Source organism: Pirellulaceae bacterium (assembly GCA_019636385.1).
GTDB lineage: Bacteria > Planctomycetota > Planctomycetia > Pirellulales > Pirellulaceae > Aureliella.
In genome coordinates this window covers 65871-89167 of record JAHBXT010000008.1, presented here as the reverse complement: position 1 = coordinate 89167, position 23297 = coordinate 65871, and the positions used below count along the sequence as shown (strand labels likewise).

Sequence of the window (23297 nt, the reverse complement as noted above, 5' to 3'; positions counted from 1 at the left end):
ACTGCGTCGGTATCAGAAGCATCGACGGGGACCAAAGAAACCTACCCCCAAACGCCAAGGCACTCAGCCCCATGTCAGTACCGCTCGACTGCTTGCTCAACAGAACTAACACCTTGAAAGGGGTGGGATTCTGGTGGTAGGCGACCCTCAAATGTAAATTGCAAATTGCGACGAACAAAGGGCTTCAGACGGAGCGGGCGAACGAGCGTTTTCGCAATAGTTGCTGAATCACGCCCGCCCGCTGAACCCTGCCGTTCGCCTTCAGAATTCTTTTTCCGCCGTCGGATCTACGCATGTGCTAAAGCCAAAACGCCATATCGATGTTGCCCGCGACCTGATTGGTGAAACACCGATCGGCGTCGTCGGTGCGCTCCTTCAGTGGCTCACGCTGGCCATCCTCATTTCTTTGGCTCTATGGACGAACTCTCTCGCACCGCGATCCGTAATCGCCTTGGCACTTGTTGGCGTGTCGTCGCTTATTGCAGGCATCGCCCTTTCGATTCGCGGTGACTCACTTGGGCCAATCGTCGTGATGCCCGGCGTAATCGGTATCGTAATTCTTGTCATCGTAACCGCGTTGCTGTACCCTATCAGATGGATCATGAACGAATCGACAGACAATGACCCTCCTGACCAATAATAATCGCGTGATGTGTGTCGACCGACTTTCGGTCATGCATGGCACTTAGCACTAACCGATGTCTTACATTCAATCGTATTGGGTGATCCACTCACGAAGGACCAGGCGAACCAAGCGTTTCACGCCGAGCCGCCGACGGCGCGTTTTCAAATATCAGAGTCACTCGCGGCGGCTGGGTTACCGCCAACGTTAATTGGCAAAAGAACACACATGGATTCGTGGAATCCCACACACGAAGAGATACGTGATTGGGGACGTGATCCGATCGCTGGCTGGCCCGATGAAGAATGGGACATGAGCGTCGCAATTAGCGAAAATGCAGATTTGATATTCCGCCTGGCCGATGAGGCATGCCCACAGGCCGACTTTTTCGTTCATTGTCTTTACGTGCTCGTGGGTTCTTTCGCTGCTGCCGGCCCTTCGTTTAGGTCAAACGGAGAAATCGAGGCGTTGGTAATGATGGCCGCAAGCAGCCACAATATTGACGTGCGGCGTTGGGGCGAACGATCAAGAGTATTCCCTGCCGATCCTGGCGCATTCGATCGTGAGTCTTGGGTGGAAGGTGGATGGGAATTGGACGACGAGATTTGGCGCTCAGACCGAGACGGAGCCAATTAACCATGCCGTGAACCGGAGCGGCCGAAAGCGACTTTCCTGAATGCCGAGCTCTTTGGCGGCCGCCCAGTTACGGCCCCCGTTCGCCACTTTTGATGTGATCGACAGGCCGAGAAATGATAGGCACCACGAAGGACACGAAGAGCATGAAGATGGAATTCGACGATTTATCCAACCGCTTAATAGGTTGCGCTATTGAGGTTCATCGACACCTAGGGCTGGAATTGCTCGAGTCCGCCTACGAACAATGCCTGGCTCATGAATTGAGTCGACAAAAATTGCCTGTCAGCTTCAACTTGCACAGCCGGTGCGATACAAAGACGTTATGCTCGACTGTGGATAGCGCATTGACGTCCTGGTTGAGAACCAGCTTATTATCGAGTTGAAGAGCGTAGAGAAACTGTTGGGCATTCATGAGGCCCAATTGTTGGCCTATATGACATTGGCGGAAATAGAGATCGGACTGCTGATGAACTTTAATGTCACCAAACTTAAAGCGGGCATCAAGCGTTTTGTGCTCTGATTTGCTTCGTGCTCTTGGTGTCCTTCGTGTTAGGATCTTCGATTGCAAACCTTCCCGGCAGTTCGAGGCTGCGGGGAAAGGCGGCGAACCATGGGATGCAAAAAAGTCGGCCAACAGTGCGTCTCGTCAAGGGTGAGTGAAGTGGTCCCCAATTCTTGGACCACGGAGGCGCGAACTTAGGCTACTTTTCGGATGGTCATCAGCTTGTCTGGGATCAGTTAGTGGTGGTGAAACTATGCACAATAAAATGCACGGGAGTCGCGGGCTGCGAGTCTTTTGATGGTCAATCGTTCGGCCGCAACCCCGTGGTTTTTGACGTTATACGGCCTAAATTTAGCATCAGCTAGTTTTTATTATGCGCTTCAAAACTCGACTGTTTGTCATTTTATGGTTCGCAGGCTTGGCGGGAATTCTCTCGTTTTTACTGGTTGACTTGGAAGGGCTATTAGCAATTTCGCAGATTCCGGCGGGAACAGAGATTCCGCCGATTCCGGTGTTGAAACTTTTGAGCTTGATTCAACAGGCGATTATTTTGTCAGTTACCGTTCTGATCGGAGTTGGTCTTGCTTCAAAAGTCGGTTTGTCGTCGCCAGTGGCGGAAGCGGTGGCGAGTGGCGGCGATTCGGTATCAGCCTTCAAGCCGCAAATCATTCCGGGCATCGTTGGCGGTTTGGCGGGCGGCGTTGCCATCGTTTTAATCGCTGCGGTGGCGAAACCGTTTTTGTCGCCCGAAGCTGTAGCGCGAATCGGGGAGTTTGGCAAATTGCTCCCGCTCCCGACACGCCTGCTATACGGCGGCATCGTTGAAGAATTACTGCTGCGTTGGGGGTTGATGACATTGCTCGTGTGGGCGATGTGGCGACTCCTGCAACAAGGACAAGACAGACCGAAGCCCGCTTTTGTTGTCAGCGCGATTCTGATTTCATCGCTGGTATTCGGTATCGGTCATCTGCCCGTCGCTTTGATGTTGTTTCCCGAACCCACGCCTGCTTTGACCGTGTTTGTTATCATCGGCAATTCAGCTTTCGGTTTGATTGCAGGTTATCTCTACTGGAAGAAAGGGCTTGAGTCAGCGATGCTGGCTCACGCACTAACGCACGTCGTCATGCTCATGGCGAGTTACTTTGGAGCGTATTTTTAAGTTTACCGTTTGTCGCTGTGCCGCGCACGGCGGCACAACAGCGTATTTGACCGGAGCACGCGAAGCTGATTTTGCATGGCTACTCGGCGTGTTTGTCGCCCGCCAGGTCAACACGAGTGTTCGTCAGGACAGTTGTACTCGTACTCGAAAGCAGCCTGATGGCTGAACCCACCTTCGACCAGCAACGACGGGACGTCTATCGAATCTCTCGATTGAGTACGTAGCATTCTCCTTTCAGATCGCGAATTCGCTTGGCGGGGCGAATCGACAGGCTTGCGATCAATGGCTTCGCACGGCACAATCGATTCCATTAAATATTGCCGAGGTAAAACTGATTTGAAACGGATTGTGTCGATGCTGACTCGATTGATTCAACGAACCGCCGGGAAGATTCTCCGGGGACACAGGGAAGATTCTCCGGGAACACAGCAAAATGGCAGGGGGGGGAATTCTGTAAGAGTTGAGAATGCCGATCAAAGAATGAGGCGTCACGCCCTTCCAGCTAGGTACCCGTATGGCCTATCACGCACTACACCTCTGCGCGCCGCTGATAGTCCCACTCCCCTTTGTGGCTCGGTGCCGTCGAGCGCTTCAATATCGACCAGACCACGGCGGGCGAGCTGGTCGAGGTCGGCACGTAAATCAAGAGAACCGGACGCTAGCGCGTTGCGGCTGATAATTTCCTCGACGGTGAGTGGTAGGCGAGCGACCGTGACGCGGGCTAGATCGTCGGCTTGATGTGTAATGAACCGACCGACTATGACGCTGCCTTCACCGTCGGCAATGTCTGGGCAGTCATCAATGGCGGTTACGGAGCCGGCGCCATCGACCTCCGGTTCGGGCCGCGAGTCGTCGTATGGCCAGGGCTTTGGATTCTTGGTGGGAACACAAGCTGCACAAGCCAGCCACCGGAGTGCAGTGTCCCCGGGGATATCCCCCAACCGGAGTGTAGTGTTCCCAGGGAGATCGCCGCCTGCTGAGACCTGCTGATGTTTCCACGGAAAATCAGGCGGCCTGAGGATTAGCAGGTCGTCGTTACTGCGCTCGGATCACACACCTGAAACTTCTTAAGCAGGGCGTCCGTAATTTCAGGTGCGATCTGTTTTTGGTGTTCGAGCTCCAGAATCGTATTCAGCGTTGCCAGTTCTTGGGCTTCCTTGTTAGCCTGTTGGCTAAGAAGATTGTTTCGTACTGCCCAATAGGCGACCTCGCACCAATAGTACAATGGTGCACCGTCGGTAATGTTGCAGGCTGGAGCAGGAAAACCGCCTGGTCCGCGACTGCCGGTGATGTATTGGTCGATCGCCTGGCGACTACGACCAAGCCGTCGACCGATCTCCGCTGGAGTCACCAAATTGCATGAGTCAATACGCATGACGCTGGCGCCAACATTGGCACGCTTGACGTCGCCGATGGCGCTGACAACCGCTTCGACCAAAGAATTGGCTTCGCGGCTGAAAGTGATGTAAACCCTGCCGTAGCGTCGTGCAATCGTAGCGTCGCTACAACCGGCTTCGACAAGCCGATCTACGATTGCGTCATCAAAATCAGTGAGACCTGACAGGATCAGGGTGAAATCAAATTCAGTCATTTGTCGTCTCATCTGGGCTGCACTCGCAAGCATCTACTTCGCTACAAAGGTGCCGCGCATGGTTTTGAGGACTCTTGGGAGTACAGAAAACCGAGGCCTTGCACCCATCCCTACTACGCCTGGGGCAGAAGATTGTTCCCCAACAATGGGCCGATCCGCCTGGGGATTTCCTGACTTTCCAGCCTCGCGACTCAGCGTATTTGGAGCGTTTGCTCGATGTGCTTGTCGGGATGGCGTGGGCGATCAGGCATGGCATATCCGATCGCAATCCTATGATCGGTTGTTGACATGTGTCAACTGTAGGGTTGATATCAAATTGAGCAGAATGCTATAACTGCCTAATAAACGAACGATTTACCGGTTTCTTTGGGATTCAGGGGAACGTCGCGGCATCCAGGCTAGTGCGGGACAATTCTACCACCGCCACGCTGGACGGTTGCGGGCCTAACTCTGTGAAGGAGATTGCGGTTAGCAGCCTTCGAGCGGGACATTGACGGAATACGCGTTGATTACTACGCTACCACAACAGCAACGCCGCATGGACTGAGTCGGATTCAACAGCATGTCCAGGAGTTTACTCGAATCAGAATGCGGCGGGCTGGTGCATCAAGTCAAATTTGTTCGTCGAAGCTATTTTGGAATTTTTGCAGGGAATTTATGGGAACAGAAAGAACTCGAGAACTTCGTCGTCGTCGTCATCGCAAGCAGAAGGTGGCTAAACTGCTGTCACGCGTAAAGAAGGGTGATAACTCGGTGGTCGTCGAAAAGCTGCGAAAGCTAACCCCTGGCGCGGCTGTGATTATTTCCGATCGCGGTCTGGTTAAGTAATCCGCCGGTCTGTTGGCTGCGCTTGTCGGACAAGTTGCCAACCTGGCACTTTGCCTACCTGACACTTCCGGCCAGTGTTTCCCATGGCCAGTCTTGTCCATGAATGAGGGGCCTAGTAACGTCAGCCACCACCCTCTACCCTCTGGCGACGGTAGCTAAAAAAACTACCGCCTGGCGAGGGTGGCAACATCAATCAGCAGCGAAAACCAGATTGGAACGCAGGTCGGTCAGTATCCGCCTGGCGATTCGAAGGTGGCGTAGTTGTCGAATTCGGTGTGGCGATCTGGAGCCCGATCGCTGAAGCGTGTGAAGTCCTTTTCCCACGTCAATTCAACCTCGCCGATGGGGCCGTTACGCTGTTTGGAGATAATCAGCTCGGCTTGTCCAGCATACGGCAACGCTTCGTCGCCACGATGGTAGTATTCTTCGCGGTGGACGAACATTACCACGTCAGCGTCCTGCTCGATGGCACCTGACTCACGCAGTTGGCTCAGTTTGGGGCGATGGTCTTTCCCTTCTTCGGATTGTCGGTTCAATTGCGATAGGCACAGCAGCGGCACTTTGAGTTGTCGGGCGAGGCCCTTGAGTCGTCTTGCGATTTTGGCGACTTGTTCCTGCCGCGGGTCCTTGGGATTATCTGGTTCGATCAATTGCAAATAGTCGATCACGATCAGTCCCAAAGACTTTTGTTGCTGCTTGATGCGGCGAGCCACGGCGGCAACTTCGCTGACGGTTCGGCTGGGCGTATCGTCGACGAACAGCGGTGCATTGCTGATTTCCATGGCCTTGCGAACCAGTCGCTGGCGGTCTTCGTGGCTAATGGTGCCGGTGCGAAGTTTATTTCCGTTGACGCGCGCAACGCTGCACAGCATGCGGTCAGCCAATTCAACACCGGACATTTCTAAGCTGACGAACAGGACCGGTTGACGTCCGATGAGTGCGACATTTTCCGCCATGTTCAGTGCCAAGGCCGTCTTTCCCATACTGGGGCGGGCAGCCAAGATAATCAGTTCGCCATGATGAAAACCGCCGCAAAGATGGTCGTATCCGACAAAGTGTGTGTCGATGCTGCCCGAGGCTGCGTCGCCTTTCATGCGGGCATCGATGCGCTCCATGGCCACCGTCAGTAGTTCGCCGATGCTGGGAGCGGACCGCTTGTTGCCGTCCTGGCGAATGTTCAATACCTGAAGTTCTGCTTTTTCCAGCAATCCCTTGTGATCGGCGGTAGCGTCATAGGCTTCGCGTAGGATTTCTGTACTGACGTCGATCAAGCCTCGCAGCGTCGATTTTTGACTAACAATTTCAGCGTAGTAGATCGCATGAGCTGCATTGGCCACGCTATTGGCCAGTTCGGCCAAATACGCGCTACCACCCACGGCTTCATAAACATCTTCGGTCTTGAGTCGATTGACCAGCAGCGTAATGTCTAGACGCTGCTGCTGTTCGACCATCGCCATCATGTGGTGGTACAGCTTGCGATGGGCGTCGTCGTAGAAATCATCCGCGCGCAGCAGCAAGGCCAACTCGTCACACACGTCGGGCATCAGCAAGATACTGCCCAGCACCGCCTTTTCCGCTTGCAGATCGCACGGCGGCTGACGGTCCAGAATGGGTTGATCGCGGCGCTGCGAGCCATCGCGCCACTTCTGCTTGCGAGAATCCGTTGTTGCCATCGCGTGAGAAGCTCCTAAAAAGCGCGGCTGACTTCAATATCCGTCGATCATGTCAGATTCTAACGACCGATTGCGCGATAGCCGAGATGCCAACTGGATTTTGAGGTCTCTCCCCAGCGCACCACAATGTATGGGTCGGTCTCTGGCCAAGAGTGACGGTTAGGGTGTCACTTCGACCCACACCGGCATACTGGCAATCCATTTTCCTTCCGCAGTCTGCGCTTTGGCTTGCAATCGAACCGGTCCCATACCTAACTTGGCGGGATCGACTGATAACTCATGGCGTGTACCGCTGGGATTTTCCAGGCTGACTAGCTGTTCCCAATGGTGCCAAACCGTGACTTGACTAGATTGCTCTGGCGCTTGCACCGTTAGCTGGATCGGACCGGAGCGCAAAGAGGCGGTCGGCTTGTCTGAAGCCAATGGTTTATCGCCTTGTGAAGCGGAACTTGGGGCAGCGACACTCAGACTGACCTGATCAACGGGCCCGATCCAAACAGGCAACATCTGACTGGACCGCTGATTGAGAGGGTCTTCGGCAATTTGCATGACATGGATTTCGTGGTATCCAGGCGAGAAGTCTCGCATATCCAAGTTGTAGCTCGGCTGTGCTGTTGCGGCTGTGGGGGCCGAGCCATCGACTTGGAACGCAAGGCGGGATGGGGCCAGGGCAGCAGTCCGCTTTGCAGGGGGGGCAGGCAGTTGCAGCCAGTCATCGTACGTCGGGCCGCTTAGATCGGGTTGGATTTGAACGGAACCCGGACTTTCCAAAATTCGCAGGCTGCTGTCCAACGATGCCTGCGGGGCATTGGAAAAAGGTTGGCATAGAGGGTCTCCCACGATCAGCAATTGATACGGACCGCTGACGCTTTGGTAAAATGCCTCAACCAGCGAGGCGCCTTGTGCATAGTGGACATACAGATATGGGGTTGGGAACTTGAACGCCAAGGCATAAGGTTCGATCACGGTACCGCAACTGCCGGCAGCTCCGACTTTGATCAGTTCGGTTAGTTTGGTTTGGCTGGGGTGAGTCAGCGCTCCGCCAAAACTGGTCAAATTATCGGCGATTGCACCCGGAACTAACGTGCTTCCGTATTTAGCCCAGTCAAACACGGCTTCACCAAATTGTGCTCCCAGCATCGACTTCTTCTTCAAGGGCAGCGGGGTGCGGACCACCTCGGCGTCGAAGCCTAGCTTTTTCAGCTCCTCGACCGCGTCGGCAAACAGTGGCGCGCGGGTAGTTGAGCGAACGTTATCTGTCGAGCAGAAGTAAAAGGTACCTTCGGGATGAGTGAAGTCGGCTGCTGCGGAGCGTTTCAGGGCCGCGATGGCTTCGGTCAGCGTGTTGCCGCTGCCTCGGGTAACACCCAAGACAATGCTCATTAAATACCGCATACCAGGAGCTTTTCCTTCGGCATTGGGCAGAAGCATGACGCCGTTGGGTGCCCAGAAGACGCGCTGATTAAAGCCGGCGGTCGGCTGCCATTTGCCTAAGTCATCATCCAAGGTTAATTCCAGGAGTTGATAATCATCACGGTTACGCAGTGACTCGAAACGTTCATCGCGTCTCAGAAAGCCCCGAGAATTCCAGCCCGCATTGATCGCAGATTCGAGCAATTTAATGGCGGTTTCCGGCTCCTTGGCGAGTGCAGCTTGAGCGGCCGCCAAATAGTGCAGCGGGAATTGGGCTGGCAGTTTTCGAGCCAAGTCTACTAACTGTTTGGCGGCCTCCTCGTGGTTTCGCTGGCGAATGGAAGACTGGATGGCTTTCCATTCATCTTCAATCGCGCCGCCGGCCGGATTCTCAAAATATCGCTCCATCGGCTGCCGCGCATAGAAATTGATGTCGGCTGTTACATACAAGGGATTGGCTGTCTGGCTCAGTTCGTACAGATAGGTCATGCTGTTGATCGAGGCAGCCGGGGTATATATTTGACGTGAATCGTTGAACTTGCCCAAGTCATTCTTGATGTCGATCGACGTCGGAAAGTCCGCAGAATAGGCGACGCACTGAATGTGTTTGTCCAAGCCGCGTTGAGTCAATTCGCTGAACAGTGGCTTGAGAATCAGCTCACGAAATTTTTCAGCCGTGGTGGACTCGGAATTGGGAACGTCCTTCAAGACGATGACGTTGGCCGACGGAATGCCCCGCAGTTTGACAAAATGATTGGCCAGCGTCCGCGAGTTCAGCGAGCCACCATTGACGACGACGACGACCTCCGAGGAGGTCAGTCCGGCCATGCACCAGCCACCCGACACCAGGCAAACCAGCCAAGCTAGACAAGCGGCAGCGGAGAGCCCAACCTTTGGCCGTGCCGCTGAGGCCTGAATCAGTGATCTTAATACTGGCGTAGTATGAAAAAGCAAGAAACGCCAACTGGATCGGGAAAGCCAACTCGCAGGGGGACGGCTCAAGGGTACAGATTGAGTAAATGGAGGTCGATTCACTGATTTTGGTCTCCGTTTTCAGCCGAACTAGAACGCTAAACCTGTCTTGCGTAGTCAAAGCCGAGCTTTATAATTCTCGACAACTGACGCGGCACGAGTAGAACTGCGAGTTCGCGTTGGCCGGTTCGATTTGTTAGTTCGGATTGAACCAATCAAGCCGATTAAGCGCGCCTGGCAGTGGCAGGAATTACCAAAATTCAGCTTGGATCGCTAGCGGCTTAAAAGTCTAAGGGATTGTATCCCGCAGCAAGTAGTTAAGACATACCGAATTTTGGACGGCAGGCTGGAAATCGACTCAAGTCTCAAGTCTCCCGCAGTGGGTAGACAGAAGTCGAAATCGCGGGCGTAGCTCAGTTGGTAGAGCACAACGTTGCCAACGTTGTTGTCGTGGGTTCGAATCCCATCGCCCGCTCTCACCAGCCTGCCGTTATTTGTTTTGATGGAGTGATCCAGCCATGGCTACCACGAATCCTGATGTTGAGTCAACCACCGACGAAAAGCCCGAGTTGACGCTGGACGTCAAGGTCGAGGTGAAATCAACTTGCGAACGTCATGTGGTGGTCACCGTTCCGCGAGCCGAGGTCGAACGTTATCGTCGCGATTCGTACGATGATATCGTTCCTAAGGCCGAGTTGCCTGGCTTTCGGGCCGGCAAAGCGCCTCGCAAGCTTGTGGAAAGCCGCTTCAAGGAGCAAGTCGCCGAGCAGGTGAAAAGCTCGCTGGTAATGGATAGTCTCCAGAAGGTAACATCAGGCGACTATTTTTCTGCGATCGGCGAGCCGGACTTTGATTTTGAAGCGGTTCAATTGCCTGAAGAAGGCGATTTTGTGTATCAGTTTCGCATCGAGGTTCGCCCAGACTTTGAGACTCCTCAGTGGGAAGGTCTCAAGCTGCAGCGACCAGTGTGCGAAGTCACCGAGAGCCATCTTGAAGAACGCTTGAGATGGACGCTAGCCCGATTCTTGCCTGGCGAGCCTGTGGATGGAGCTTGTCAAAGCGGTGACTCGGTAACGCTCAACGGTCAGTTTTCATACGAAGGCCGGAACATTAGTAGTTTTGACGAAGAGAAGGTTGTTGTCCGCCAGCGGTTGTGTTTCGGCGATGCTCAGGTCGCTGGGTTTGACGAGCTGATCTGTGGCAAGCACGAGGGCGAAAGTTTCACTACCACACTGAAGATTTCCGATTCCGCTGCCAATGAAGAGTTGCGTGGAAAGGAAGTTCAGGCCCAGTTTGAGATCGTTGAAATTCGACGGGTCAACGTAGACGAAATTGGTCCTGCCGAGTTGGATAAGTTGGGATTTGAAAGTACCGACGAACTGCGAGATTTCGTTCGTACCGAGTTGCAGCAGCAGTTTGGTTATCGCCAGCAGCAGTCGTTGCGTAAACAGATCGTGCAAATGTTGACTGCGGGTGCCAACTGGGAATTGCCTGAGTCGCTGGTTCGTAGCCAAACCAACCGCGAGCTTCAGCGCATGATCCTGGAGTTGCAGCGTAGCGGCATTTCCCAAGACGACATTACCGGCTACGTCAACATGGCTCGAATGAACGCTCGAGAATCAACGATCGCCGCCCTTCGAGAACACTTTGTCTTGGAAAAGATCGCCGAAGACCTCAAGCTGGAGCCATCTGAGGCGGATTACGATCGCGAAATTGGTCTGATCGCCGAGCAGAGCGATAGTACTCCCCGCCGAATTCGGGCTCGTCTGGAGAAATCTGGACAAATGGATGCTCTCCGTAATCAAATTGTCGAGCGGATGGTCATCGAGAAGGTTGTTGAGGCAGCCCAGTTACAAGATCAACAGGACACCGAATTCTTTAAGTCGCTGGGCAAGGACAGTAGCGATATCGACTTTACCATCGCCGGAGATTTCGCGATAATTCCCGAAGCCAAGCACGATAACGCTCCGCCTGAATTGCCGGGAGCTGCCAAGCTGCCGGAGAAAGATAAGGAAGACTAAATTGACACTGGATGTTCAAGCAGGCCATGTCTCGGCCTCGTACGCTGCCACGAGTTATCAACGTCAGCGCCAATTGACTTTGGGCGATTTGCTGTTGGAAAACCGGATCGTTTTCCTGCAGGGAGAGATCTATACGGGCAACGCCAACGAGGTGGTGATGAAGTTGTTGTACTTGCAGAGCGAAAACCGCCGCAAGGATATTCACTTCTACTTGAACAGTCCGGGCGGTGACGTCATTGCTACCCTGGCGATTCTAGATACGATGAAGATTCTCTCCTGTCCGGTGTCTACCTACTGCGTTGGTCAGGCGGCTAGCGGCGCGGCGGTACTGTTGGCTGGCGGACAAAAGGGCAAGCGATTCTGCCTGCCACATTCGCGAGTCATGATTCACCAGCCGGCTGGTGGCGTATCGGGCCAAGTTTCGGATATCGAGATTCAAGCCAATGAAATCCTACGCTACCGTTCGCTGCTCAACGAGATATTGGCCGAATCTTGCGGCAAGACTTCCGAACAGATTGCCCATGATTCTGACCGCGACTTTTTCTTGACGGCCCAACAAGCCAAGGATTACGGCTTGGTTGACGAAATACTCACCAAGCCGCCCGTCGAGGCTACCGAAGGCAGTAGTTCGTAGTTTTTTGCGCGGTGCCACGGTTGGCAGATGCGAGCTGCCGACAGTTCGGTGCTTGGTCCTGATGACATTTTCAACCGACAGGTTTTGACATGCCCAGTATTCCCTACGTAATCGAGAAAAGTGGTCGCGAAGAGCGGGTCTACGACGTTTACAGCCGATTGCTCAAAGACCGCATCATCTTCTTAGGGACCCAGGTGAACGATGAAGTGGCCAACGCGCTGGTGGCGCAGATGTTGTTCTTGCAGTCGGATGATCCCAAAAGCGACATTCACCTGTATATCAATTCTCCCGGCGGCAGTGTGTCTGCGGGCATGGCCATCTACGATACCATGCAATTTGTGTCCTGCGACGTAGCCACGTACTGCATTGGCCAAGCAGCTTCGATGGGCGCTGTATTGCTGGCTGCCGGTACCAAGCAGAAGCGGTTCGCTTTGCCCAATGCACGTATCATGATTCACCAACCGCTGGCTGGCATGCAAGGAACCGCAGAAGAAATCTTGATTCACGCAACAGAGTTCAAGCGCATCAAGCAAAAACTGAATGAGATTCTGATCAAGCACACCGGTCAGACCATGGAAGCCATCGAGCGAGACACGGATCGCGATCGCTTTATGTCGTCCGCAGAAGCTGTTTCTTACGGGCTGGTCGATCGCGTTGTAGAAAGTATGCCTCGGCCAGTCGCCGCAACCAATTGAGTACCGGCGCCGCAGCGATGAGTTTTCTCGCGTTGGTATGCGTCGAGGCTTCAGCTGAGCCATCTAATTCAGGGGGCAGACGCACATGCACGATAGCCATGTAGACTTGGATGACATCCAGGCCTACGACTATCATCTGCCGCGAGAATTGATCGCTCAATATCCCACCGAGCATCGTATTGATGCCCGGCTGATGTTGCTCGAACGACAATCAGGCCAGATTTCTCATTATTACGTGCGCGATTTGCCCGAACTGGTTCAGCCGGGCGATGCGCTGGTGCTCAATAATTCCCAAGTCATTCCGGCGCGACTGGTTGGAATTCGTACTGCCACCGGCGGGCGCTGGGAAGGCTTGTTTCTACGCGAGGATCAACCGGGAGTCTGGGAGCTGTTGAGCAAGACGCGCGGGCATCTGAATGCTGGCGAGTCCATTTCGCTGCAAGACCGTGAAGGTCGTTTGGCGCCCGCTTTGACCGTGTTGTCGAGTTTAGGACACGGACACTTGGCGGTGCGTCCTATCGAGTCGGACGTTGGACTTGCGCAATTCTTAGAGCGCTATGGTCGAGTTCCACTGCCACCCTACATTCGCGACGGTCAAATGGTCGATAGTGACCAACAGCGGTACCAAACAGTCTATGCGGATCAGCCAGGCTCAGTCGCAGCTCCAACCGCCGGGTTGCATTTTACTGCCGACTTGATTCGCCACTTGCAGCATCAAGGCGTGCAGACCGTTCCGGTGACATTGCATGTTGGCCTGGGAACATTTCGTCCGGTCGCTGCCGCTCGCCTCAGTCAGCATGTCATGCATAGCGAATGGGGTGAACTCAGCTCCGAGTCAGTTGCCAAATTGCAGCAGTGCCGATCCAGCGGCGGTCGAATCATCGCCGTAGGCACGACGTCAGCCCGGGTGCTCGAGAGTGCCGCCCAGGTTCACGGACGAGCGTTTCAGGCTTGGTCTGGGCAGACGAATCTCCTGATTCGCCCACCCTATCAATTCCGCGCTCTCGATGCGCTGATGACTAATTTTCACCTGCCCAGTAGTACTTTATTGGCGCTGGTTTGCGCATTTGCAGGCCATGAACTGACGATGGAGGCTTATCATACAGCCATTCAGCAGCGCTATCGGTTCTACAGTTATGGCGATTGCATGTTGATCGTCTAGTGTCGTCCAGGGGGGTCAAGAATGTCGGAAGAGCACGTTTTGGTTATTCCCGAGACTCGCTTACAGTTATTGGGCCAGTTTTATGGGTTTCGGCCCTTCTGTCCAGATACGTTTCAAGCGCTGCTGAATCCGGACTACATGGAATTCCGTCCGCGCAGCAGCGTCGAAGACGATCCGAGCTTCAAGCAGTTGATCCCCTACATCATCTTGCAGACGCACATCGACGGTTCGCCACACGTATTTCAATACACGCGCGGTTCTGGCCAAGGTGAAAAACGTTTGCACGCTCTGCGCAGCCTAGGCATAGGCGGTCATATTTCACGCGAAGATGCAACTGGTGCAGACCTGTATCGCAGCGGCATGATGCGTGAATTGACCGAAGAGACGATTATCGAGTCAGATTACCAGGAAGAGCTAGTCGGCTTCATTTATGACGACACCAGTCCGGTAGGTCGGGTCCACCTGGGAGTTGTCCATCGCCTGGTATTGCAGTCGCCAAACGCAAGGGCTCGCGAAAGTCATTTGACCGAAAGTGGATTTGCATGCGTCAGCGATCTAAAATCGGAGCTGGACCGCTTTGAGACTTGGAGCCAATTATGTTTGGTCAACCTGTTCTGATGCGCCATGATCTATCTTGATCACCACGCCACGACGCCCTTGGACCCACTGGCGCTCCAGGCCATGCTGCCCCTATTTCAGCAGCAGTTCGCCAATCCCGGCAGCCTAACGCACCAGGCCGGGCGCGAGGTTGCCGAAATCGTACAGTCATCCGTAGTGGAGCTGGCTAGGTTGATCGGTGCCCAGGCGGATGAGCTGGTGATGACCAGCGGCGCTACTGAGAGCAATAATTTAGCGCTGCAAGGTGTGATGCTGCATCCGCGCCAAAAAAGGCGAAAGATCGTGAGTGTTGTCACCGAACACAAAGCCATCTTAGACCCACTGCACCGCCTGTCACAGCAAGGCTTTCAAGTGGATCTGCTGCCGGTCGATGGCCAGACGAGTTCCACACCGGGCCGCATTGATCTTCAGCGATTGGCCGATGCAGTGGATGACCAGACGGCGCTGGTCAGCGTCATGCTAGCCAACAACGAGATTGGTGTGCTGCAGCCGATGGCGGAGATTGCAGAAATTTGCCGGAAGCGAGGCTGTTATCTGCACACCGACGCTTCGCAAGCCGTTGGCCGCATTGCCGTTGACGTGGATCGGCTGGATGTTGACCTGCTGAGCTTTTCGTCACACAAGTTTTATGGCCCCAAAGGCGCGGGTGGCTTGTTCGTTCGACGACGTGAGCGCATGGTACGGCTGCAAGGGCAAATCATGGGCGGTGGCCAGCAGCACAATTTGCGCTCCGGCACGCTCAATCCGCCTGGAATTGTGGGTATGCAGGTAGCACTCAGCAGCACGCTGGCCAGTTTGTCAGAAGATCAACGTCGCATTGGTCAGCTACGCGATCAGCTTTACCAGCGGTTGCAAGCCATGCCCCAATTGCAACTCAATGGGCCACCATTGATCGACTCGCAGCGTTTGAGCGGCAACCTCAACTGTTGTTTCTATCCGCTCGAAGGGCAGAGTCTAATGATGCACGCACCGGAGCTAGCCATCAGTAGTGGCAGTGCCTGTACCAGTGCCAATCCTGAACCCAGCCACGTACTGCGCGCACTCGGGCTCAGCGAAGATCATGCTCGCAGCAGTCTACGATTCGGTCTCGGGCGGTTTACCACCGCCACGGAAATCGATCAAGCCGCCGAAATGCTATTGGGCGCTGTCCAGCAGCTCGAACAATTGCGGTGAGGAAGGTAAATCACTGCGGCGCGTTGCTGAGTGTATGAGTCGGTGCTTACTCCGACCATCAGCGACAATGCCACTGCTGGTACCACCGATACGAGTTTTGTCCGAGATTTTGAGTCTACTGAAAGGCTTTGCAAGCATTAAGTGGCCGGCTAGACATCTTGTCCTGCTGGTAGGTGATCCTGTATTAGCCAAGGGCTATGATTAACTCACAGTCCATTCAGGATTCTAGCGGCCCGTGGCCCAGTCTGCGCATTCTGCGTTATGGCGCACCACGAGCGTTGGCTGTATTGCGGTTGGTGGGTGGGGCATGGCTGTGTTTGTGCTTGGGCTGCGGGGCTACCAAGCAGAATACCGCCACCGAGCAATTGCTGATGAGCAATGCGGTAGATGCAACCATTTCTAAGCTCGATTTCAGCGAACTTGCACATCGAAAGGTTTACTTAGACTCAGCATTCGTTAATAAGCCGATTACCACAGTCTCGCCTGTGGCTCAGCCGCTGGCAATTGACTCGAACTACGTTCTCAGTTCATTGCGCCAACAGATGTTTGCCGCTGGCGTTCTGCTGGTGGAGAACCGAGATGAAGCCGAAATCATTGCCGAACCGAGAATTGGTGCCTTGGGGATCGACGGTCATGATGTGACCTACGGCATCCCTGCTAGCAACAGCATTGCTACCGCCTCGTCCGCCGTTGCGGGTACTCCACTGTTGCCGCCCATTCCAGAGATTTCGTTTGCGCGCAAGGAAGATCGCATGGGCGCGGCCAGGATCGCAGTTTTTGCCTACTACCGAGATACCCGTGAGGCGTTTTGGCAAAGTGGGGTGGCTCAGTCCAATAGCGATTCCAAAGCGACGTGGATACTAGGAGCTGGACCGTTTCAACGTGGCTCAATACGCAGTGGGACGGAATTTGCCGGTTCACGCGTACTGGCGAGTCCAACGACGCCGGAGCTTAAGCCCAGCGACAATTTAGAGAAGTATCTTTCCAATCGCATTTTTGAAAAGTCGCCCTCCAAGGAAGTGGTACAACAAGCCAGCCATCAGCAGCAACCATCGCCCGAGCCCACCTCGAATCCGCAGTCCTCATCAGTGCCGCTTCCCGTGTTGCCGACATCGCAGTAGTCAGCTTTAGGTCAGCCAATTCATGGTGATGTCCAACTAAATTGAGATGGAATGGATTCAGTACAAGCATGTCGACAACTACCGTCCATACCAGCCGACCTCAACGTTGGGATCATCCTCTGGATGAAAGTATGGACGCGACGCAGGTCGCTTGGTTGATGCGGCTGTCGCCGTTCTCGCAGATGGATGCGAGCAGGTTTTCCGAGCAGGCACCGCTAGCTGATATTCTGCGGAATGATTGTCGTTTACTGCAACTTGAGCCAGGCGACATGGTATTTCGTGAGGGGCAATACGGCGGTTCAGCCTATCTTGTGTTGGACGGACAGGTGCGTGTTCTACTGACTAGATTGCTAACTGACGAAGAATTGCAGCGTCGCCGTCAATTTCGACAGAAACGGTCTGGGGGGCTGGGATGGCTAGGCTTCTCCCGGCTAGCTGTGGCCGGGCGCCAGGATAGACGTGCACAAAAGAGAACTCGTTCACAACCGCGAAATTCCAGCACAGGTGGACGCCAGGAACAGCCCGTTCGGCTGGCGTTGCGCCAGACGCGTGGGACAAGTCGTATCTATCTGCAAGACATTCCTGGCGTGCTGTCATCCCACCAGACGGCAGCAGTTGGGCCTGGGGAACTGTTTGGAGAAATGGCCGCAGTGACTCGCACGCCTCGCGAGTTCACTGCGATCGCCGAGAATAAATGCCTCGTATTGGAAATTCGCTGGCAGGGCTTGAAGTTGTTGCGGCAAGATCCTGCGTTTCGACAACTGCTGGACGAGCGTTATCGTGCGGAGGTTCTCAAGTCGCATCTGCGTGAAAGTCCGCTCTTTCGCTTTGTTCCTGACAAGAATCTAGATCAAATCGTCGCTGCGACGCGATTGGAGCAGTTCGGCGAGTTGGAGTGGTATGCCAAATATCGTCGCCAAGCAACGCAAGTCGCCAGCCAGCGCATTGCTGCCGAGCCGCTGGTTGCCGAGGAAGGGCAATACGCTGGTGCGTTGTGGATTGTACGCAGTGGCTTCGCACGGCTCAGTCGCCGACAAGGAGCCGGCCATCGCACGCTCTCGTATCTTGGTAAGGGCCAGATGTTTGGGCTGGCTGAACTGACGCACAACGCCTGCTACGCCGCCCATTGCCCTCCCCTGCCCTATCAAGAGTCGCTTCGAGCGATTGGCTATGTCGACTTGCTGTGTATTCCCAGGCAGGTCGTGGTGGATCACGTTCTACCGTACATCCGCAAAGAGAGTCGGTTGCCGCCTATCGAGTCGCCGCGCTACGAGTATGGACAGCCCGTCCTGGACGCTCCACTGGCGAGCAATCATTTTGCAATCGAGACAGGATTATTAGAGTTTCTAGTCGAGCAGCGCCTCATGAATGGTCGTCAGGCAATGATGATCGACATGACGCGCTGCACACGTTGCGATGACTGTGTCAGGGCTTGTGCGACAACACACGGTGGAACTCCTGTATTCGTTCGTCAAGGCCCACAGTATGGTCGTTGGATGTTTGCCCAAGCCTGTATGCATTGCGAAGATCCGGTGTGCATGATTGGCTGCCCCACCGGGGCCATCCATCGCGACATGCAAACCGGATTGGCAAAAATTAGTGCAGCTTCATGCATCGGTTGCAAGAGTTGCGCTGAGAGTTGCCCCTATGGCAACATACGCATGGTGGTTTCTAAAGATCATCGCGGCAGAGCCAGAGTCGATCAAGCCACCGGTCAACCGATTGTGCAAGCCTCCAAGTGCGATCTCTGCGCTGATGGTCCCGGTCAGGCTACATGTCAAACCGCCTGTCCGCATGACGCCCTGGTACGCATCAATCTGTCGGATATACAGCAGCTCAGCCAGCATCTGCAGCGGAGGGCTGCTTGATGCACAGCTCGCGCCGAATTCGCTCGCTGACCATTACGCTGGCCGCTGTTGTCCTGACAGTGCTGGGGCTGAGATGGACTGCTGGACGATTGGGTGATGAATCCACATTCTCTGGGATCGTGCTGTTGTTGGCGACGGCAAGCCTATATCTGTTGTCAGTTCGCAAACAATGGATTGCGCTGCGACTGGGGCCCGTGTCCGCCTGGTTGCAGTGGCACATGTACGCAGGAACACTGGCCAGCGTAGTCTTTTTGATGCACATGGGCTGGCCTACGGGTGGCACTTTCGAAATGTGCTTGGCGGCTTGCTTCGCATTTGTAGCCGCCAGTGGCATGGTGTTGGCAGTTATGAACCGTCGAACTCCGCAGCGGTTAGCGGCCATTCAACGCGACTACGCACTGGAACAGATTCCCGGATTGCAATTGGCCGTCGCTCAGGATGCGCATCAACTCGCGCTCAGCTCAACGCGTGTTGGCGAAGGCGCTACTTTGTCTGAGTATTATCAACGTCGTCTCGTTACATATTTTCACACTCCGCGCGGCTGGCTTTACCGTCTGATACCGACCGGGCTGCTGCGGAGGCAACTGTTGCGTGAACTTGAGGATTTGGATCGCTACTTGGCCCGTGAAGGCTTAAGACTTCGTCGTAAATTGTCGCTGCTTGTTCAGTCCAAGGATGATCTCGACTACCACCAAGCGCTGCAGTTGAGATTGCGGCTGCTGTACGCAACTCACTTTTCGCTCACTTGGACGCTGGTGATCTTGATCGCGGTTCACGTCGTTCTTGTATGGCGATTTTCGGGAGTCATGCTATGAATCAGCCAACTCCCAATCCACATCAACACGACTGGGCGGGGGTGAATCGACCGCGTCCCAATCCTGCCGCGCCATATCAATGTGGGCTCAGTGGACTTGGGACATCGTGTGCACTAGGACCGACAGCTTCGGGTCAGTGCTGCCAACAGCAATGGGTTGTACAGTGTGGCGACAAAGCATGCGCCACCAGTTGCACCGGAGCCAGCCAGTGTCCTGTCAGCCAACTCAAGCATTCTGGTTGCGAGGAGGACCGCCAAGATTATCAACCATGCCTGCCGATCAAAAACGTCTGGTATCGTCGAAATTCGTTGGCACTAAATCTGGCGATCTTGGCTAGCGGCGTGTTGCTGGTCTGGATGGCCTTGCCGGTTAGCGAGGCGCCATTCGTGCCTGGCGGTTTGTCTACGCCGCACGCACAGATTTTGGAAAACACTCTGGCAAACGAACGATGCAGCTTGTGCCATCCACCTACGCAGTTGTTTACGACCACTGTGACGCATGAGCAACTGTGCATGAAATGCCACGCGGCGACGATGCCTGCGGCAGTCGATGGAAATCCACACGACTTGCCGCCAGAGGTCTTGGTAAAGCTGGTTGCAGCACGATCCTTAAACTTGAATCCAATAGATGTGAATGTGGCGGCGACATCCAGCCCATTGAATCACCTATCTAAAGTTGAGACTACACGTTGCGCCCAGTGTCATACGGAACATCAGGGGAGCGGTCACGACTTAAAGGCAATCACGGATGTTCGCTGCCAGTCATGCCATCAACAGCGGTTTACCAGCTTCAGCGCCGATCATCCGGAATTTACTCAATTCCCGCAGCAACGCGAGCGACGTATCGCTTTTGATCATCGAGCCCATTTTGAAAAATACTTCGCACAGAAGAACACTACATACGATTGCAAGATATGTCATCAGGTTAACTTAGGAGGTGGTGTCGATGTGACTCGAACGGTCTCGTTTCAGGCGGCCTGCGCCAGTTGTCACGACCAACCCTTGCGCGCCGCTGCAGCCGACGGCTGGGCGATTCTACAACTGCCCAGCTTGCACCGCTCTGATGTCCAGTCTGGCGACCCTCAACTGGCAAAGTGGCCCCAAGGCGCACAATATGGCTACGACGGTGTGATCAGCTTTCCGCTGTGGGCGCTGTTAGCTAGTGATCCGCAAGTTGCGTCAGCCTTGGCAACCTTTCCCCACGGCGATTTGAGTCAAGCCACGCCATCAAATCCCAACCAAGTTGCTGCGATGCGGACGATTGCGGCTGGCCTGCGCCGATTGCTATTAGAAACCGCAGTGGAAGGTCAATCCGCTTGGCAGCGCCGACTCGTGGTGACCGCCACCGAAGTCCTGGGGCGACAACTCAGCGTTTCGGAGAACAGTCTTGTAGAAGCGATGGTCGTTGGACTGCCTCCAGACCTATTTCGGCACGTAGATTCGCATTGGTTCGGTGATCACTCATCGTTGGCCAGTATCCAACAGTCGCAGGTACCAGTGCGGCTGGTGGGGCTCCAAGATTTGTTGTTGCTGGAGGACGCTGAGGACAACGAGTCCCCAGAGGATTTATTGCGAGGTTCTTCGACGCAAGGTCTCAAGTACCAGCAGCAGTCGGGTAAATCGAGCCAGCAAGCGCCAACAGATATCCTGGACGCGGGCTCGGATACTACAGAATCTGTACATGAATTGCTTAGCCAACCGCTGAATGAGCGCTCGCGGCAGCAAGGCGTCCCGCCAAACGCCCCGTCACCTGAAACCTCGCAAGAGCCGGCAATCGCTGTACCCGGAGAAGGCAGTGATACGAAGTCAACCAAAGTGCCCAAGCTGATCGGTGCGAAGCACCTGTTCGCCGGAGGTTGGTATTTGGATTCTCAACTGTTTGCCTTACGTTATATGGCTAGCGGGCACGGTGATCCGGTGATTGCCGCTTGGTTGCAGTACGCGGCACTGGTCGCTGGTGCGGAGCGCAAAGAAACTATTGCAGATGGCACCGCAGTGGGCACGACATTGTTACGGACAGTGGCCGCAGGAATGTTAACAGGCGTGATGGCAGAGTGCAGACAGTGCCACTTACCTGCCCAGCAGCATAACCTGGTTAGCTCGCCTATGGTATGGAAGGGGCTATCGAGCCAGCCAGCCAAGCGTCTCACGCGGTTCGACCACCGGCCACACTTGATGCTGTCCGGCACGGCCGACTGCCGCCATTGCCATCGACTCAATGAAGCGGCTGCGGAAGGTTATACAGCGATTGTTAAACTACTTCAGGCCAACGATGCAACTGCACTGCACTTTCATCAGGTCGCCACACAGCAACATTTCCAGAGCGACTTTCGGGCTATGGAAAAGTCGCAGTGTACGGCTTGCCACCGTCAAGGTGGAGCGCCACAAGGCTGTACACAGTGTCACGACTATCACATCGGGCCGAATCAGTTGCCTGATTAGGTTCCGGTATCTTTGTCCAGGGCTTAGAAGTGTGGGACCAGTGGGGACGTCCTAGTGTTCCAAGACCTCCCGTCAACATGTTCGGTAGTAAACTTTAGAACTTCGACCGCGATGGGTTCGGCTCACGCGCAGGCTCGCCACCGTCTGGATGGCATACGGCGAGATCGCTGCTACGGTCGATAGGGTCCAAGACTGAACCAAGGCAGCTTGCGTTCATCGATGAGCGGGACAGATGGTGCCGTACTTGGTAGATCCTCTGGCGCTGGATAGACCCAGCCTTCGGGTGGATTTTCAAGTTGATGAGCCCGGTGATACATCCGTTGGTTGTAATCTAACCAAATCATTGTTTCCGCTGGCAACCGCCAACTCAGTGGTCCACGCGCTTTCCGCAGCTCGAGTTTGGCTGCCGGGAAATCCTCGCGCGCGGCCATGGCAATTGCCAGGTTATGATGCGCAGCCGGCGTCGGCAGCCACCAGTTGGTCCCCTTGCGCCAGTGATACTCTGCCATCTCCCATTGTCCCAGTTGTGCAGCGCGATTGCCGCGCTGTACTCGCCAAGCCGCCGGTTGTATCCAGGGGGACGACAATCGTACCCAGTCTTTTTGGACCGATGGCACAATCGACTTCCACGACTCGCGCGCAGCAGCGGTCAGCAACTGATTGGCAGGCTGGCCGGCAAGTGCGTTGAGATCAGGATACAACTCGGTAGCTTGACGCGAGTCGAGTCTGAATTGTTGTGAGGCCAGAGATTTTCCACTGGAAACATCCAACACATTCCAAGACATCAGGATGTGAAAGCCGGCGTCTGGCTGCAACTGAATCCCCAGGCGCTGGAAGAAAACTTGGTTCATATTGGGGCTAGATTCTTCCGGCTTGGCAACATCGCCTGTCAGGTCGATGTTACACGAGCAAACTTCGCCGTGTAGCAGGATGTCGGCTCCGGCAGCGCGCGCAGCTGTTAGCGCCGTCAGGTCATTGCTCAACGGCATTGTAGATGCCAAGCGGACTGGCGAAGCATCGAGCAATTGTTGGGTTGTTAGGACAGCCAAGTCACTGCGTGCGGTAGTGCGCTGCGTTAGCATGACAGCTTCGATCGCGGCGGCCAGTTCTGGTGACGCCACGACCGGTGCGAGCGCGATTCTGGCGTGGGGTTGTGCGGAAACCTTGCCAGGCCGCCAGACATGGATGGGTGCCGTCGATCGGCAGCCAATCAGCGAACTAAACGCCAGCAGACTCAGCATCCACAGTCGGCATGGTACCCTGCGACCACACTTCGGCAGCTCGCGCATGAGATGGTGATGCATCCAGGCATATCGCTTGCAAAAGGAACCCCCTGCTAACGACTTTGCTATA

Annotated in this window: 18 protein-coding genes, 1 tRNA gene and 1 pseudogene; 16 read left to right on the top strand and 4 right to left on the bottom strand. The window is 54.8% G+C overall.

Translation table 11 applies throughout. The features are described from left to right. Positions 1-220: 220 nt before the first annotated feature. The 4 genes and pseudogenes from KF752_20965 (at position 221) to KF752_20950 (ending at position 2919) form a co-directional block, all read left to right on the top strand. Positions 221-640: a hypothetical protein gene (locus tag KF752_20965; GenBank protein ID MBX3424034.1), complete on the top strand. Its 420-nt coding sequence runs from the start codon at positions 221-223 to the stop codon at positions 638-640. Positions 641-850: 210 nt separating this feature from the next. Then, the gene (locus KF752_20960) at positions 851-1258 is read left to right on the top strand and encodes a hypothetical protein (GenBank protein MBX3424033.1); all 408 of its coding nucleotides are present in this window, start codon (positions 851-853) and stop codon (positions 1256-1258) included. A gap of 149 nt (positions 1259-1407) precedes the next feature. After that, positions 1408-1778, top strand: a pseudogene (locus KF752_20955) (GxxExxY protein). Between the two features lie 511 nt (positions 1779-2289). Beyond that, positions 2290-2919, top strand: coding sequence for a CPBP family intramembrane metalloprotease (locus KF752_20950; protein ID MBX3424032.1), 630 nt, complete (start codon positions 2290-2292; stop codon positions 2917-2919). Positions 2920-3940: 1021 nt separating this feature from the next. On the opposite strand, the gene KF752_20945 is transcribed toward KF752_20950, so the two are convergent. Next, positions 3941-4510 carry a hypothetical protein gene (locus tag KF752_20945; protein ID MBX3424031.1) on the bottom strand — a complete coding sequence of 190 codons (570 nt, stop codon included), beginning with the start codon at positions 4508-4510 and terminating at the stop codon, positions 3941-3943. A gap of 657 nt (positions 4511-5167) precedes the next feature. On the opposite strand from KF752_20945, the gene KF752_20940 reads away from it, so the two are divergent. Then, positions 5168-5338 carry a hypothetical protein gene (locus tag KF752_20940; GenBank protein MBX3424030.1) on the top strand — a complete coding sequence of 57 codons (171 nt, stop codon included), beginning with the start codon at positions 5168-5170 and terminating at the stop codon, positions 5336-5338. A 227-nt stretch (positions 5339-5565) separates the two neighbouring features. Here KF752_20940 and dnaB read toward each other — a convergent pair whose 3' ends face one another. Continuing rightward, positions 5566-7011, bottom strand: coding sequence for a replicative DNA helicase (dnaB, locus tag KF752_20935; GenBank protein ID MBX3424029.1), 1446 nt, complete (start codon positions 7009-7011; stop codon positions 5566-5568). A gap of 159 nt (positions 7012-7170) precedes the next feature. Then, positions 7171-9252: a TIGR03790 family protein gene (locus KF752_20930; GenBank protein ID MBX3424028.1), complete on the bottom strand. Its 2082-nt coding sequence runs from the start codon at positions 9250-9252 to the stop codon at positions 7171-7173. Between the two features lie 546 nt (positions 9253-9798). Between KF752_20930 and KF752_20925 the strand changes: the two genes are divergently transcribed. From KF752_20925 to KF752_20875, 11 genes are all read left to right on the top strand, one after another. Continuing rightward, a tRNA-Gly gene (locus tag KF752_20925) sits at positions 9799-9871 on the top strand. A gap of 43 nt (positions 9872-9914) precedes the next feature. Continuing rightward, positions 9915-11417, top strand: a complete 1503-nt coding sequence (gene tig / locus KF752_20920) for a trigger factor (protein MBX3424027.1) — start codon at positions 9915-9917, stop codon at positions 11415-11417. Between the two features lie 7 nt (positions 11418-11424). Further along, a complete protein-coding gene (locus KF752_20915) occupies positions 11425-12051 on the top strand; it encodes an ATP-dependent Clp protease proteolytic subunit (GenBank protein MBX3424026.1) in 627 nt (208 codons plus the stop codon). An 89-nt stretch (positions 12052-12140) separates the two neighbouring features. Then, the gene (locus KF752_20910; protein MBX3424025.1) at positions 12141-12746 is read left to right on the top strand and encodes an ATP-dependent Clp protease proteolytic subunit; all 606 of its coding nucleotides are present in this window, start codon (positions 12141-12143) and stop codon (positions 12744-12746) included. 106 nt (positions 12747-12852) lie between these two features. Next, complete coding sequence (gene queA, locus KF752_20905) at positions 12853-13908, top strand: tRNA preQ1(34) S-adenosylmethionine ribosyltransferase-isomerase QueA (protein MBX3424024.1); 1056 nt, start codon at positions 12853-12855, stop codon at positions 13906-13908. Between the two features lie 21 nt (positions 13909-13929). Next, a complete protein-coding gene (locus tag KF752_20900; GenBank protein ID MBX3424023.1) occupies positions 13930-14526 on the top strand; it encodes a phosphoesterase in 597 nt (198 codons plus the stop codon). Positions 14527-14532: 6 nt separating this feature from the next. Beyond that, the gene (locus KF752_20895) at positions 14533-15699 is read left to right on the top strand and encodes a cysteine desulfurase (protein MBX3424022.1); all 1167 of its coding nucleotides are present in this window, start codon (positions 14533-14535) and stop codon (positions 15697-15699) included. Between the two features lie 197 nt (positions 15700-15896). After that, the gene (locus tag KF752_20890; GenBank protein ID MBX3424021.1) at positions 15897-16820 is read left to right on the top strand and encodes a hypothetical protein; all 924 of its coding nucleotides are present in this window, start codon (positions 15897-15899) and stop codon (positions 16818-16820) included. Between the two features lie 68 nt (positions 16821-16888). After that, positions 16889-18688 (top strand): cyclic nucleotide-binding domain-containing protein, encoded by a 1800-nt coding sequence (locus tag KF752_20885; protein MBX3424020.1) that lies wholly within the window; start codon positions 16889-16891, stop codon positions 18686-18688. Next, positions 18688-19503: a hypothetical protein gene (locus KF752_20880; GenBank protein ID MBX3424019.1), complete on the top strand. Its 816-nt coding sequence runs from the start codon at positions 18688-18690 to the stop codon at positions 19501-19503. The genes KF752_20885 and KF752_20880 overlap by 1 nt, the downstream gene beginning before the upstream one ends. Next, positions 19500-21944, top strand: a complete 2445-nt coding sequence (locus tag KF752_20875; GenBank protein ID MBX3424018.1) for a hypothetical protein — start codon at positions 19500-19502, stop codon at positions 21942-21944. Before KF752_20880 ends, KF752_20875 begins: the two co-directional genes overlap by 4 nt. A 170-nt stretch (positions 21945-22114) precedes the next feature. Here the strand turns inward: KF752_20875 and KF752_20870 are convergent, their stop codons facing one another. Continuing rightward, positions 22115-23248, bottom strand: coding sequence for a hypothetical protein (locus tag KF752_20870; GenBank protein ID MBX3424017.1), 1134 nt, complete (start codon positions 23246-23248; stop codon positions 22115-22117). Between the last annotated feature and the right edge of the window lie 49 nt (positions 23249-23297).